At 61.3% G+C, this 14381-nt stretch carries 13 protein-coding genes; 9 read left to right on the forward strand and 4 right to left on the reverse strand.

Annotation, left to right across the window (positions count from 1 at the left end):
* The first annotated feature begins 2 nt into the window (after positions 1-2).
* Positions 3-2417 (forward strand): GcvT family protein, encoded by a 2415-nt coding sequence (locus BM160_RS12835; RefSeq protein WP_177219009.1) that lies wholly within the window; start codon positions 3-5, stop codon positions 2415-2417.
* A gap of 64 nt (positions 2418-2481) precedes the next feature.
* Here BM160_RS12835 and BM160_RS12840 read toward each other — a convergent pair whose 3' ends face one another.
* From BM160_RS12840 to BM160_RS12850, 3 genes are all read right to left on the reverse strand, one after another.
* Positions 2482-3876 carry a sensor histidine kinase gene (locus BM160_RS12840; protein ID WP_092005926.1) on the reverse strand — a complete coding sequence of 465 codons (1395 nt, stop codon included), beginning with the start codon at positions 3874-3876 and terminating at the stop codon, positions 2482-2484.
* Between the two features lie 206 nt (positions 3877-4082).
* Positions 4083-4757: a response regulator gene (locus tag BM160_RS12845; RefSeq protein WP_092005930.1), complete on the reverse strand. Its 675-nt coding sequence runs from the start codon at positions 4755-4757 to the stop codon at positions 4083-4085.
* Between the two features lie 118 nt (positions 4758-4875).
* Positions 4876-5373 carry a MarR family winged helix-turn-helix transcriptional regulator gene (locus BM160_RS12850; RefSeq protein WP_177219010.1) on the reverse strand — a complete coding sequence of 166 codons (498 nt, stop codon included), beginning with the start codon at positions 5371-5373 and terminating at the stop codon, positions 4876-4878.
* A 184-nt stretch (positions 5374-5557) separates the two neighbouring features.
* Between BM160_RS12850 and recA the strand changes: the two genes are divergently transcribed.
* Together recA and recX are read left to right on the forward strand one after the other, a co-directional pair.
* Positions 5558-6685: a recombinase RecA gene (recA, locus tag BM160_RS12855; protein WP_092006203.1), complete on the forward strand. Its 1128-nt coding sequence runs from the start codon at positions 5558-5560 to the stop codon at positions 6683-6685.
* Between the two features lie 100 nt (positions 6686-6785).
* Positions 6786-7259, forward strand: coding sequence for a recombination regulator RecX (gene recX, locus BM160_RS12860; RefSeq protein WP_092005936.1), 474 nt, complete (start codon positions 6786-6788; stop codon positions 7257-7259).
* A 196-nt stretch (positions 7260-7455) separates the two neighbouring features.
* Here recX and argC read toward each other — a convergent pair whose 3' ends face one another.
* A complete protein-coding gene (gene argC, locus BM160_RS12865) occupies positions 7456-8367 on the reverse strand; it encodes an N-acetyl-gamma-glutamyl-phosphate reductase (RefSeq protein WP_092005939.1) in 912 nt (303 codons plus the stop codon).
* A 244-nt stretch (positions 8368-8611) separates the two neighbouring features.
* Between argC and sucC the strand changes: the two genes are divergently transcribed.
* The 6 genes from sucC to BM160_RS12895 all read left to right on the forward strand — a co-directional run bounded on the left by sucC (position 8612) and on the right by BM160_RS12895 (position 14013).
* Positions 8612-9772: an ADP-forming succinate--CoA ligase subunit beta gene (sucC, locus tag BM160_RS12870; RefSeq protein ID WP_092005942.1), complete on the forward strand. Its 1161-nt coding sequence runs from the start codon at positions 8612-8614 to the stop codon at positions 9770-9772.
* Between the two features lie 26 nt (positions 9773-9798).
* Positions 9799-10692, forward strand: coding sequence for a succinate--CoA ligase subunit alpha (sucD, locus tag BM160_RS12875; RefSeq protein ID WP_092005945.1), 894 nt, complete (start codon positions 9799-9801; stop codon positions 10690-10692).
* 88 nt (positions 10693-10780) lie between these two features.
* On the forward strand, positions 10781-11482 hold the full coding sequence (locus BM160_RS12880; RefSeq protein WP_092005948.1) for a TerC family protein: 702 nt from the start codon (positions 10781-10783) through the stop codon (positions 11480-11482).
* A gap of 236 nt (positions 11483-11718) precedes the next feature.
* Positions 11719-12504, forward strand: coding sequence for a Stp1/IreP family PP2C-type Ser/Thr phosphatase (locus BM160_RS12885; protein ID WP_092005951.1), 786 nt, complete (start codon positions 11719-11721; stop codon positions 12502-12504).
* 40 nt (positions 12505-12544) lie between these two features.
* Positions 12545-13159 (forward strand): FHA domain-containing protein, encoded by a 615-nt coding sequence (locus BM160_RS12890; RefSeq protein ID WP_092005953.1) that lies wholly within the window; start codon positions 12545-12547, stop codon positions 13157-13159.
* A 62-nt stretch (positions 13160-13221) separates the two neighbouring features.
* Entirely contained in the window at positions 13222-14013 is a 792-nt protein-coding gene (locus tag BM160_RS12895) for an MBL fold metallo-hydrolase (RefSeq protein ID WP_092005956.1), read from the forward strand.
* Positions 14014-14381 lie beyond the last annotated feature (368 nt).

Below are 14381 nucleotides of genomic sequence, written 5' to 3' on the forward strand. Positions count from 1 at the left end.
CCATGACGCTTCCCAGCCATGCAGAAATTGTGATCGTGGGCGGCGGCATCGCCGGCTGCTCCGTGGCCTACCACCTGGCCAAAATGGGCAAGACCAATGTGCTGCTGCTGGAGCAGGGCAAGCTCACCAGCGGCACCACCTGGCATGCCGCCGGGCTGGTGGGCCAGATGCGGCCCAATCGCAACATGACGCAGATGAGCCGCTACGGCATAGAGCTCTATGCCTCGCTGGAAGCCGAAACCGGTTTGGCGACCGGCTGGAAACAATGCGGCAGCGTCAATGTGGCGCGCACGCCCGAGCGCATGAAGGTGCTGCGAAAGCAGGTGGTCATGGCCAACAGCTTTGGCGTGGAATGCCACGAGATTTCGCCGCAACAGGCGGGCGAAAAATACCCGCTCATGCGCACCGACGATTTGCAGGGCGCGATCTGGCTGCCGGGCGATGGCAAGGCGAATCCGGCCGACCTGTGCATGTCGCTGGCCAAGGGCGCACGCAACCTTGGCGTGAAGATCGTCGAAGGCGTCGAAGTCACCGGTGTGACGATCGAGAACGGCAAGGCGGTGGGCATACAAACCGCGCAGGGCGAGGTGCGCTGCGAGGTCATCGTCAACTGCGCCGGCCAGTGGGCGCGTCAGTTCGGCAAGCTTGCCGGCGTCAACGTGCCGCTATATTCGGCCGAGCACTTTTACATCGTCACCGGCAAGATTGAGGGCGTGCACCCCATGCTGCCGGTGATGCGCGATCCCGACGGCTACATCTACTACAAGGAAGAGGTCGGCGGCCTGGTGATGGGCGGCTTTGAGCCCAAGGCCAAGCCCTGGAAAATGGATCCGATTCCTGCCAGCTTCCAGTTCGAATTGCTGGGCGAGGACTGGGATCAATTCGAGATCCTGATGAGCAACGCCATGCATCGCACGCCCTGCCTGGAGACGGCCGAAATCAAGATGCTGCTCAACGGCCCCGAGAGCTTCACGCCCGATGGCAACTTCATCCTGGGCGAGGCGCCGGAGCTGCGCAACTACTTTGTCTGCGCCGGCTTCAACTCGGCCGGCATTGCCAACAGCGGCGGCGCCGGTCGGCTGATGGCCGAGTGGATTGTGGGCGGCGAGCCCAGCACCGATTTGTGGGATGTAGATATACGCCGCTTCGGCCCCTTCACCGGCAACCGCCAGGCGCTGGCCGAACGCACCGGCGAAAGCCTGGGCCTGCACTACGCCATGCGCTGGCCGCGCCAGGAGCTGGAAACGGCGCGGCCGCTGCGCACCTCGCCGCTTTACGACATGCTGACGGCCAAGGGCGCGGAATTCGGTAGCAAGAACGGCTGGGAGCGTGCCAGCTATTTCAAACCGGCAGGCCAGATACGCCCCGACTACACCCTGGCCAAGCCCGGCTGGCTGCCGTGGATGATGGAAGAGCAGCGCGCCACGCGGCAAGCGGTGGCTCTGTACGACCAGACCTCGTTTTCCAAATACCTGCTGCAGGGCCGCGATGCCTTGGCCGTGTTGCAGCGCCTGTGCGCCAACGAGATGGATGTGCCCGTGGGCAAGATGGTCTACACCGCCATGCTCAACGAGCGCGGCGGTTTTGAAAGCGACCTGACGGTGATGCGCCAGGCCTTCGATCGCTTTTTGATCATCACTGGTTCGGCGCAGACGGTGCGCGACTTCGACTGGATCACAAGGCATATAGGCGCGGACGAGCATGCGCTGCTGACCGATGTATCGGCGCTGTATTCGGTGCTCTCAGTGATGGGCCCCAAGGCGCGGGAACTGCTGGCCCTGGTCAGTCCCGACGACCTGTCGCCCGAGGCCTTGAAGTTTTCCTGGACCAAGGAGATCGACGTCGGCTTTGCGCGCGTGCGCGCCGCCCGCATGAGCTATGTGGGCGGCCCGGGTTTCGAGCTCTATGTGCCGATTGAAATGGCACGCCATGTCTATCTGGCGTTGATGGATGCCGGCCAGCCGTTGGGGCTGGTTGATGCCGGCTACTACGCGCTGGACGCCTTGCGCATAGAGCAGGGCAGGCGCGCCTGGGGCGCCGAGTTGGGGCCGGATGAAACACCCTGGGAGGCGGGCCTGAGCTATGCCGTCAAGCTCGACAAGCCGGCCGACTTCATCGGCAAGGCGGCCCTGCTCAAGGCCAAGGGCCAGCCCTTGCGCAAAAAGCTGGTGACTCTGGTGTTCGAGTCGCCCGAGTCCTTTGCCTGGGGCGGCGAGTCCATCGTGCTGAACGAGCAACTGGTGGGTGAAATCTCATCGGTGGGCTGGAGTCCGCTGGCCGGTGCCTGCGTGGCCCTGGGCTATGTGCGCGACGAGGTGGCGCGTGCGCCGCATGCCGGCACGCCGGCGCAGATTGAGCTCTGGGGCGAGCGCGTGGCGGTGACGCTGCACGACCAATGGCCGCCGGTCAAGCGCTAATCACTATTGTTTTTATAGCTTCTTGCGCCCGTGCTGTAAGGGCTGCAGGCCTATTTGGCTTGAATTATTCGGGCGAATGCATGCCGGCAAAGCGCACCGTGACGCGGGTGCCCGGCGACTGCGGATGACCCGGCAGGTCGGCGTCTTCCAGTGTGATGGTGGCGTCATGTTGCGTGACGATCTCCAGCACGATCGCCAGCCCCAGGCCGGAGCCGTCGACGTTGGTGCCTAGCGCGCGGTAAAAGGGCTGGAACACCAGCTCGCGCTCAGAGGCCGGAATGCCTGGCCCGGAATCTTCCACCAGCAGCACCAGCACGCCGCTGAAGCGGTCGCTTAGCAGTCTGGCGGTGACATGGCCTTTTTCCGGCGTGTAGTTGATGGCGTTGTCCAGCAAGTTGCGCACCAGCTCCTTGAGCAGGGTCGGATTGCCTTCCAGCTGGGTGGCCTGCTCGCCGGCGGCCGGGCCGTCGTAGCCCAGGTCTATCTTTTTTTCCAGCGCCCGCGGCACCGAGTCGGCCATCACTTCCGAGACGATGTGCACCAGGTCGACGCGCTGCTTGGCCAGGCTGCGGCCGGTGGTTTCGGCGCGTGCCAGCGCCAGCAGCTGATTGACGGTGTGGGTGGCGCGTATGCTGGCGCGGCCTATGTGCTTGAGGGACTTTTTCAACTCGTCGGCATCGGTTTCCCGCTGTGCCAGGTCGGCCTGCATGCGCAGCCCGGCCAGCGGCGTTTTCAGCTGGTGCGCGGCATCGGCCAGAAAGCGCTTTTGCGTCGACAGCGAGACCTTGAGCCGGCTCAGCAAATCATTGATGGAGGCCACCAGCGGCGCCACCTCTTCGGGCACGGCGGTGTCATCGAGCGGGCTCATGTCGTCGGACTTGCGCGCGCGTATGCGCTTTTCCAGCTGCGCCAGCGGCTTGATGCCGCGCACCAGCGCCAGCCACACCAGCAGCACCGCCAGCGGCAAGGTGACGAACTGCGGCACCATGGTGCCCTTGACGATTTCGGTCGCCAGGGTCTTGCGCTTTTCCAGCGTTTCGGCCACCTGCACCAGCACCGTTGAGTCGGCCGGCGTCACGCCTTTTAGCTCCACCTTGAGCCAGGTGTAGGCGACCCGCACGTCTTCGCCCTGAATCACGTCCTCGCGCAGCCGCACCTCGCCGTCCATGGGCTTTTCCTCGTCGGGCGGGGCTGGCATGTCGTGCTCGCCGCTGAGGTATTCGCCGCGCGTGCCCATCACCTGGTAATAAATCAGGTCGGTGTCATCGGCACGCAGAATTTCGCGCGCCGGCGCCGTCAGGTTGAACTGGACCTGGTTGTTCTTGACCACCAGCAGTTTGGCCAGCGCCTGCACGTTGTATTCCAACGCCCGGTCAAAGGGCTTGCCGGCAATGTTCTGCGCCACCAGCCAGGTCAGCGCCAGGCTGATGGGCCATAGCAGCAGCAGCGGCGTGAGCATCCAGTCGAGGATCTCGCCAAACAGGCTGCGCCGCTCACGCTGGAAAAGTCGAAGTGCCACTGATTAAAAAGAGTGGGAGGCGCTGGTTCGCCGAGCGTTCTCTTCACGCCAGCAGGGGCCGCGGAACCGGCTTTGCCGGGCCGCAGGCGCAGCGGCCCCCTCGGGGGGCGGCGCAGTACGCGAAGCGACAAGCGTGGGGGTCATGCTTAGCCGGGGATTTTTTCGAGGCAATAGCCGAGGCCGCGCACGGTAGCAATGCGTATCGGCCCTTTTTCGATCTTCTTGCGCAGCCGGTGGATGTAGACCTCGATGGCGTTGTTGCTGACCTCTTCGCCCCATTCGCACAGGCGCTCGACCAGCTGATCCTTGCTGACCAGGCGGCCGGCGCGCTGCAGCAACACCTCCAGCAGGCCCAACTCGCGCGCCGACAGTTCCAGCATCTGACCGTCTATGGTGGCGACGCGGCCGGCCTGGTCGTAGATCAGCGGGCCATGCTTGATGGTGCTGCTGGCGCCGCCCATGCCGCGACGCGTCAGCGCCCGCACCCGGGCTTCCAGCTCCTGCAGCGAAAACGGCTTGGCCATGTAGTCGTCGGCGCCGTAGTCCAGGCCTTTGACGCGCTCTTCCACGCTGTCGGCGGCGGTAAGAATCAGCACCGGCAAGGTAGAGCCGCGCGCGCGCAGGCGTTTGAGCACTTCCAGCCCGTGCATGCGCGGCAGGCCCAGATCCAGAATCAGCAAATCAAATTCGGTGTTGGTCAGCAGCGCGGCATCGGCCTCGGTGCCGCTGGCCACATGGTCGGCGGCGGCGCCGGAGGCACGCAAGGTGCGTAGCAGGCCATCGGCCAGAACCTGGTCGTCTTCGGCAATCAGAATACGCATGCTTGTCTCCAGAGAGTCGTTGGTCGCCGGACTGGGCGGAACGATGTTTTGCTTATGAGGCAAATTCTAGGCTGTTGCGCCCCTTGATTTGCTGACGGCTTAGATTGCAAACACGTTCCTAGGCGTTGGCATAAGCCTCCAGCCCCAGCGCCACCACGGTTGCCACATCGGCGCCCACGGCCTGGCGAAATTCCTCTTCGGCCTGGGTCACGGCGCTGCGAAAGGCCTCCAGCCATAGCAGTCCGGACTCGGTGAACAGCACGCGCCGGGCGCGCTTGTCGTGCGGGTCGGGCTCACGGGTGACCAGACCCCAGGCCTCGCACTGATCCACCAGATCGCCCATGGCTTGCTTGCTCATGCCGGCGCTGGCCGCCAGCTCGGTCAGGCGCGAGCCGCCCACGGCCAGATGTCGTGTGATGTGGATGTGGGCGGCGCCGACCTGATCGCGCGCCGCCAGATTGGACAGGGCCAGCGGCACCAGCGCGTTGCGCGCCATCAGCCACAGCACGCGCTCGTCAAAGCGGCGCAAGGCATGGCCTAACAAACGGCCCAGATGGGTGATACGCCAGCTCTGGTCGCTGGTGTTGAGCATGGGGGGGGCATCTGAAGCAAGCATGTGGCGATGCTAGCTTATGGGGTGAATTTAGTCAGTAAAACTGACCAAATTGAGGGTTTACTTAATTCAACAACGCCCATAAAGTACTGGTCATACATCCAGCTTTCAGTCAAATCCATGCAGTGAATTGATCTTGAGAGCTTCTGCAAACCGTTTTACATCATTGATTTTCAAGGAGATTCTCATGGACCTGCCGAACAAAGCCGCTGTCGCCCCATCCGCCGCCCTGAACACCGAAAAAGCCAAGGCCTTGCAGGCCGCACTGGCCCAGATCGAAAAGCAGTTCGGCAAAGGCACCATCATGAAGCTGGGCGCCGGCGAGGTGATTGAAGACATCCAGGTGGTTTCCACCGGCTCGCTGGGCCTGGACATCGCCCTGGGCGTGGGCGGCCTGCCGCGCGGCCGCGTCGTTGAAATCTACGGCCCGGAATCATCCGGCAAGACCACGCTGACCCTGCAGGTGATTGCCGAGATGCAAAAGCTGGGCGGCACCTGCGCCTTTGTCGATGCCGAGCACGCGTTGGACATCCAGTACGCGCAAAAGCTGGGCGTGAATCTGCAGGAGCTGCTGATTTCCCAGCCGGATACAGGCGAGCAGGCGCTGGAAATCGTTGATTCGCTGACCCGCTCCGGCGCGGTCGATCTGATCGTGGTGGACTCGGTGGCGGCGCTGACGCCCAAGGCCGAGCTCGAAGGCGAGATGGGCGACTCTCTGCCCGGCCTGCAGGCACGTCTGATGAGCCAGGCGCTGCGCAAGCTCACCGCCACCATCAAGAAGGCCAATTGCATGGTCATTTTCATCAACCAGATCCGCATGAAGATTGGCGTGATGTTCGGCTCGCCCGAGACCACCACCGGCGGCAATGCGCTGAAGTTCTACGCCTCGGTGCGCCTCGATATCCGCCGCATCGGCTCCATCAAGAAGGGCGACGAGGTCATCGGCAACGAAACCCGCGTCAAGGTGGTGAAAAACAAGGTCGCCTCGCCCTTCAAGACGGCGGAGTTCGACATTCTGTACGGCGAGGGCATCAGCCGCCTGGGCGAGGTGCTGGACCTGGGCGTGGCCGGCCACATCGTGGAAAAAGCCGGCGCCTGGTATGCCTTTAACGGCGAAAAAATCGGCCAGGGCCGCGACAATTCGCGTGAATTCCTCAAGGAAAACCCCGAACTCGCCATCGAGATCGAAAACAAGGTGCGTGAATCGCTGGGCATTCCGCTGGTGCAAGCCGCCGCCTCAGTCGCTGCCGACGACGGCTCGGACAAGGCGGCCAAGCCCGCGAAGGCCGACAAGCTCGCCAAAACCGCGGCCTAAGCCGATTTTATATGCGAAACAAGGCCCTGGCCCAATTGGAACAAGCGCAGTCAGCTATTAAAACAATAGCTGCCTCGCACCTAGCCGGAGCCGGTTTCCCATGAATAGCGTCAAACCAGCGGGCCGGGCTGGCTTTGGCCTGTCGCTCAAGGGTCGGGCCTTGCGCTATCTGGCCGCCCGCGAGCATTCACGGGCCGAGCTGGAGCGCAAGCTCAGCGTCCATGAAGAAACGCCTGGTCAGCTGGCCCAGGTGCTGGATGAGTTGCAGGCCAAGGATTTCATCAACGAGGCGCGCGTGGTCGAGTCCGTCATCAACCGCCGCGCCTCACGCTATGGCGCGGCCCGCGTGCGCCACGAGTTGCAGGGAAAAGGCCTGGGCGCAGAGGCGGTGGCAAGCGCCATGGACAGCCTCAAGGCGACCGAACTGGAGCGCGCCCGCGAGGTCTGGCGCAAGAAATTTGACGGCCCGGCGTTTGACGCCGCCGGCCGCGCCAAGCAAATGCGCTTTCTGGTGGCGCGCGGTTTTGGCGGCGAGGTGATACGCCGCGTGGTGTCACAGGTGGATGAGGACTGAATCGTCGTGCCGGACCGAGATTTCAAGATAAATCGATCTCTAGCCCAATAGATACGGGCGCAATAGGCTACTAAATTAATAGCATTTGTGGGTGCTGGCCTTATTTGAGGCGGCCCCCGCATTCGCCAGCCGGGGCCGCAGGCGCAGCGGCCCCCTCGGGGGGGCAGCGAACCACACGCAGTGGGGAGCGTGGGGGCTATATCTCTAGCATTAGTTTGAGGTTTTGCACCGCCGCACCGGATGCGCCCTTGCCCAGGTTGTCCAGGCGCGCCACCAGCACGGCATGGTGGTAACTGTCGTTACCAAATACGCGCAGCTCCATCTTGTTGCTGTCCTTGAGCGCCAGCGCGTCCAGCTTGCCGGACTCGGGCGCGGCCTCCACCGTCACCCATTCGCTGCCGGCGTAATGGCGGGACAGCACCTCTTGCAGTTGCGCCGCGCTGGGCTGGCCGGGCAGCAGGTCCAGGTGCAGCGGCAGTTGCACCAGCATGCCCTGAATGAAGTTGCCTACCGCCGGCATGAACATCGGGCGGCGCGTGAGGCCGGTGTATTTCATGATCTCGGGCAGGTGTTTGTGTTCCAGGCCCAGGCCATAGAGTTCAAAGGCGGGCGCCGTGCCGGCGTCATAGGCTTCAATCATCTGGCGGCCGCCGCCTGAGTAGCCACTGATGGCGGGCAGGCTGAGCGGGAAATCGGCCGGCAGCAGGCCGGCGTCCACCAGCGGGCGGATCAGCGCAATCGCGCCGGTGGCGTAGCAGCCGGGGTTGGCCACGCGGTCGGCGGCGATGACGGCGGCACGCTGACCCTGAGTCAGTTCCGGAAAGCCAAACACCCAGCCCGGCGCCGTGCGGTGGGCGGTGGAGGCATCGATGATCTTGGGCTTGTTGCCCGGCAGGGAATCAATCATGGCCACAGACTCGCGCGCGGCATCGTCGTGCAGGCACAAAATCACCAGGTCCACCTGCGCCATCAGCGCGCGCTTGGCCGCCGCATCCTTGCGCAGCTCGGGCGCAATGCTGACCAGTTCAATCTGCGGCATGGCCTGCAGTCGTTCACGGATTTGCAGGCCCGTGGTGCCGGCTTCTCCATCGATAAAAATTTTTGGCATAAGAAACCTTTGGCTATAGCTCTGTGCCCGAAGACCTCCGTGAGGGGGGGGCGATTTCAGGGTTTTTGGGGGTGTAAGATCTGCACAAGAATTGTGCGCCGCACCATGATACAGTTCTATCCTGCTGTCTGCATTAACCGCTAACATGCTGGTTTTGAGCCGATGTGGCCTGTTTCTAACATCCCAACAGCACCTGCCCAAATCCCTGTTGCACCCCTCTTTTACTGAATCCTGAAGGTTTTTCATGAAAATTCACGAGTACCAAGGCAAGGAAATCTTGCGCAATTTTGGTGTGCCTGTGCCGCGCGGTATTCCTGCGTTCACGGTACAAGAAGCGGTGGAAGCCGCACAAAAACTCGGCGGCCCAGTGTGGGTGGTCAAGGCGCAAATCCACGCCGGCGGCCGTGGCAAGGGCGGCGGCGTGAAAGTTGCCAAGACCATTGAGGACGTCAAGCGCATCGCTGGCGAAATCCTGGGCATGCAGCTCAAGACGCACCAGACCGGCCCTGAAGGCCAGAAGGTTCGCCGCCTCTACATCGAAGACGGCGCTGACATCCAGAAGGAATACTACGTTTCCCTGGTGACCGACCGCGCCACGCAAAAAGTGGCCTTCATCGCATCCAGCGAAGGCGGCATGGACATCGAGGAAGTGGCGCATGCCACGCCAGAGAAGATCATCACCGAATACATCGACCCGCTGACCGGTCTGGGCGCTGAGCAAGCCACCAAGATCGCCAACGGCATCGGCCTGCCTGCCGAGTCGACCGCCCAAGCCGTGGACATCTTCCAGAAGCTCTACAAGTGCTATATGGACACCGACGCGTCGCTGGTGGAAATCAACCCGCTGAACCGCGACAGCAAGAACCAGCTGATGGCGCTGGACGCCAAGTTCAACTTCGACCCCAATGCGCTGTTTCGCCATCCTGAAATCGTGGCTTTCCGCGATCTGGACGAAGAAGATCCGGCCGAAGTCGAAGCCAGCAAGTTTGACCTGGCCTACATCTCGCTGGACGGCAACATCGGCTGCCTGGTGAACGGTGCTGGTCTGGCCATGGCCACCATGGACACCATCAAGCTGTTCGGCGGCGAGCCGGCCAACTTCCTGGACGTCGGCGGCGGCGCTACGGCCGAGAAAGTCACCGAAGCCTTCAAGATCATGTTGAAGAACCCCGATGTCAAAGGCATCCTGGTCAACATCTTCGGCGGCATCATGAAGTGCGACACCATCGCCGACGGCGTGATCGCCGCCTGCAAGGCCGTGAACCTCAACGTTCCACTGGTCGTGCGCATGAAGGGCACCAACGAGGACCTGGGCAAGAAGATGCTGGCCGACTCCGGTCTGCCCATCATTGCCGCAGACACCATGGCCGAAGCTGCGACCAAAATCGTCGCCGCCGTCAAGTAAGCCCGCGCAAGCGATTAGGAACAAGCATGTCGATCTACATCAACAAAAACACCAAAGTCATCACGCAAGGCATTACCGGCAAGACCGGTCAATTCCATACCCGCATGTGCCGCGACTACGCGAACGGCAAGGAAGCCTTTGTGGCTGGCGTGAACCCCAAGAAAGCCGGCGAAGATTTCGAAGGCATCCCGATTTACGCCAACGTGACCGAAGCCGCCCAGGCCACCGGTGCCACGGTGTCGGTGATTTATGTGCCGCCCGCAGGCGCGGCCGCCGCGATCTGGGAAGCGGTTGAAGCCAACCTCGACCTGGCCATCTGCATCACCGAAGGCATCCCGGTCAAGGACATGCTGGAAGTGCGCAACCGCATGAAGGCCAAGGAAGCCGCCGGCGGCAAGCGCACCCTGCTGCTGGGCCCCAACTGCCCTGGCTTGATCACGCCCGACGAGATCAAGATCGGCATCATGCCCGGCCACATTCACCGCAAGGGCCGCATCGGCGTGGTCAGCCGCTCCGGCACGCTGACCTATGAAGCCGTTGCACAGCTCACCGAAATCGGCCTGGGCCAGTCCAGCGCCGTCGGTATTGGTGGCGACCCTATCAATGGCCTGAAGCACATTGATGTGATGAAGGCTTTCAACGACGATCCTGATACTGACGCCGTCATCATGATTGGCGAAATTGGTGGTCCGGACGAAGCCGAAGCGGCCGAATGGTGCAAAGCCAACATGAAGAAGCCTATCGTCGGCTTTATCGCTGGCGTTACGGCGCCTGCCGGCAAACGCATGGGCCACGCCGGCGCGCTGATTTCCGGTGGTGCCGATACGGCTGACGCCAAGCTGGCCATCATGGAAGCCTGCGGCTTCACCGTCACGCGCAATCCGTCCGAAATGGCGAAATTGCTCAAGGCATTGCTCTAAGTTTTTTTGACTAACTGAGGTTAGCCACAACAGACAGACCGGTTGTCATCGCTGACAATCGGTCTTTTTCATTTTTCAAGAGGTTGACATGGAAGAGTTCATGACCGCAGGCTTTTGGCTTGCGGTTGGCCAGATCATCATGATTGACATCCTGCTGGGTGGCGACAACGCGGTGGTTATCGCGCTGGCCTGTCGCAACCTGCCGGACAAACAGCGTACCAAAGGCATTATTTATGGGACTGCCGGCGCCATTATTTTGCGCGTGATCCTGATTGCCTTTGCCCTGGCCTTGCTGTCCGTTCCCTATTTGAAGATAGTCGGTGCCGTGCTGCTGCTCTGGATCGGTGTGAAGCTGCTGTTGCCCGAAGGCGACGACGATCACAATATCAGCTCCAGTGACAAGCTCTGGGGCGCCGTCAAGACCGTGATCATTGCCGATCTGGTGATGAGCGTGGACAACGTGCTGGCGATCGCCGGCGCGGCCCAGGGCGCTCATCAGGACCATCAGCTGGCGCTGGTGATTTTCGGCCTGCTGGTGAGTATTCCCATCATTGTTGGCGGCAGCCAGCTGGTGCTCAAGCTGATGGAGCGTTTCCCTATCGTGATTACGCTGGGCGGCATGCTGCTGGGCTGGATTGCCGGTCAGATGGCTTATACCGACCCGGCCATCAAGGCGTATCTGCCTGAATCACCCGTGTGGGGCTATGTGGCGGCGGCAGCCGGCGCCCTGCTGGTGCTGGCGATGGGCAAGCTGATGCAAATGCGCAAGTCGCCCGGTCAGGCGACTTGATCTGCGGCGGCGCTTGGGAGGGCGCCGCATCCGCGAGCAAACGGGGTGTTCAATTTATAGCGAAAGCTGGCTAAAGCGTGCAATAGTTGCTTGTTTAGCCGTTTTTCGTCTGTTAATGTTCAACCCTCAAATACTGGCATGATCCCGTGGGCGCTCAAGCTGAAGAGTTTGAGAAAACCAGGTTTGCCGGGGTGAGCTACCCCTAAAGCAAATATAAAAAACAGAGCACCCACACCATGACCTACGAGATTTGCACGCAAACACACCTGGGTTTGTTGCGGGAAAACAATGAAGATGTTGTAGAGTTTGATGCCCTGTCAGGGCTGTGCATTCTTGCCGACGGCATGGGTGGCTATAACGCGGGTGAAGTGGCCAGCGGCATGGCGGCGGCTTTCATCAAGTCGGAAATGGGGCGCTGGCTGGCCCAGGCCGGTCGGCAGGCCAGTTCCCGGGAAGTGCGCCGGGCCATGGAAATCTGTGTGGACAATGCCAACCACTCGATTTTTAATGCCGCTCATTCCAATCGCCAATATGCGGGCATGGGCACCACCTTGGTGGTCGGTGTTTTTCAGGATGGCCGGCTGATGCTGGGCCATATCGGGGATTCGCGCTGCTACCGCCTGCGAGGCCGGGAATTTCAGCAAATCACCAAGGATCATTCCCTGCTGCAAGAGCAGCTTGATGCTGGCTTGATTACACCCCAGCAAGCGCAAGTTTCATTAAACAAAAACCTGGTCACGCGCGCCTTGGGGGTGGAAGACACGGTGCTGCTGGAAGTCAACGAGTACCGCGTCGATGCCGGCGATCTCTACCTGATGTGCTCGGACGGCCTCTCGGACATGATCAGCGACGCGAGCATCGCGGCGATCTTGTTGCATCCCACGCCGCTGGAGCATAAAGCCCTGATGCTGGTCGCGGCGGCCAACGAAAGCGGCGGACGCGATAACATTTCCGTATTGCTGGCGCAGGCGACAGAGGACTCGGCCAAACGGGGTTTGCTGTCCAGAATGCTGGGAAAATAGCGCCTTGATTGAAACATTAAAAAATACACAGGAGTCGGCCATGCCGAAAATGATCGTCTCTATTGACGAGGTCGTGATCAAGGAAGTCCAGTTGACGAAAGACCGGACATCCCTGGGCCGCCGACCTTATAACGATATCGTCATCGACAACCTCGCTGTCAGTGGCGAGCATGCAGTTTTGCGAATGTCCGGCGGCGAGGTGCACATTGAAGACCTCAATAGCACCAATGGCACTTACGTCAATGGCAAGGCTGTCAAAAAGCAGTTGTTGCGGGACGGCGACGTCGTTGAAATTGGCAAGTACAAGATTCAGTATGCCAACGAGGTCGAGCAGCCCGACGTCAGCAGGCTTGCCTCGGCTGGTGCTCCGTTGGCCGCTGCGGCTGCAGGCGCAGCCGGGGCCTCCATCAGAGTCATGTCGGGTAGCGCCACCGGTCGTGAGGTGGCGCTGGTCAAGGTCGTCACCACCATTGGCAAGCCCGGCGTGGCGGTGGCAGCCATCACCAAGAGGCCGCAGAGCTTTGTCATCGCCCATGTGGAGGGGACCAGCCAGCCCACGCTCAATGGCATGGCGGTGGGCACCGAGCCGGCATTGCTGAAAAACGGCGATCTAATTGAGTTGGCCGGAACGCAGATGCAGTTCGTGCAACTCTGAGCAAGGCACCAAACTTACTCTAACCGCCCGTCAAGGGCTTGCACGGCCTACCGGAAAACCGCATGAAAGTTCGTGTACTAGGCTGTTCGGGAACCATTGCCAGGGACTGTCGCAGCACGTCTTTTTTAGTCGATCACGATGTGCTGGTGGATGCCGGCACCGGTGTCGGTGATCTCACGCTCGATGAAATGGCCGGCATTGACCATGTCCTGCTGACCCATTCGCATCTGGACCATGTGGCCGCGCTGCCGCTGATGGTGGACGCGATTGCCAACCGGCGCCGCACCCCACTGCAGGTGCATGCCCTGCAGGCCACGATCGATGCGCTGAAGGCGCATATTTTTAACAACGTCATCTGGCCGGATTTTTCGGCCATCCCCACACCGGCCTCGCCGTTTATCCGGTTTCATGCACTGGATGTGGGGCAAACCCTGGTGCTGGCCGGCAAGCTGGTGGAGGTGCTGCCTGCCGTGCATACCGTGCCGGCGGTCGGTTACGCCGTCAGTGCCGGCCAGGCCTATTGGGTTTTTACCGGCGATACCGAGCACAATCCGGCCTTGTGGGAGCGCATCAACCAGATGGACGTGGCCATGCTGGTGATCGAAACCGCTTTTAGCAATCGGGAGCGAGAGCTGGCCAAACGCAGCCGACATTTGTCGCCGCACGCGCTGGCCGACGAACTTGGCAGCGTTGGGTCAGGCAAAAATTACCCCATCTACATTACTCACACCAAGCCCGCCGAGACCGAACTGATCATGGCGGAGATACGGTGCTTTGACCAGCAGCATGGCGTGGGATCTGCGCCCTCGCACGACATCCGGTGGCTGCGGGCCGGCCAGGAGTTTGAGCTATGACCATAGACGCACCCGGACAGCGTCGCGCCGCTTGATCTGCAAGGCGAGTTTTTCAGTTCGCAGCGGCTGCCGCCACGGGAGCACACCCGCGTCGCCGAACTGTTCTCCAGCGCCGTCAGCAGCGGCATGCGAACCCTGAAGATGGACCGCATGGAACAAGTGCTGATGGAACTGACAGATTTGAAAATGCCCAGGTTCGTCTGCATCAAGTGACAAAAATGTCCGGTATTTTTGGGTTGAGTGTCAAAAAAAGTAAATTTACCGCTGTAGTTGTGCGTCAAGTCACATCTTGATAGGCCAAATATCGCTGCAAAGACCTGGCACGCAAGCTGCTGTAGTTGCTGGCAAGTTTTTTTAACAAGGAGTTT

The sequence above is a fragment of the Polaromonas sp. OV174 genome, assembly GCF_900112285.1.
Lineage (GTDB): Bacteria > Pseudomonadota > Gammaproteobacteria > Burkholderiales > Burkholderiaceae_C > Polaromonas.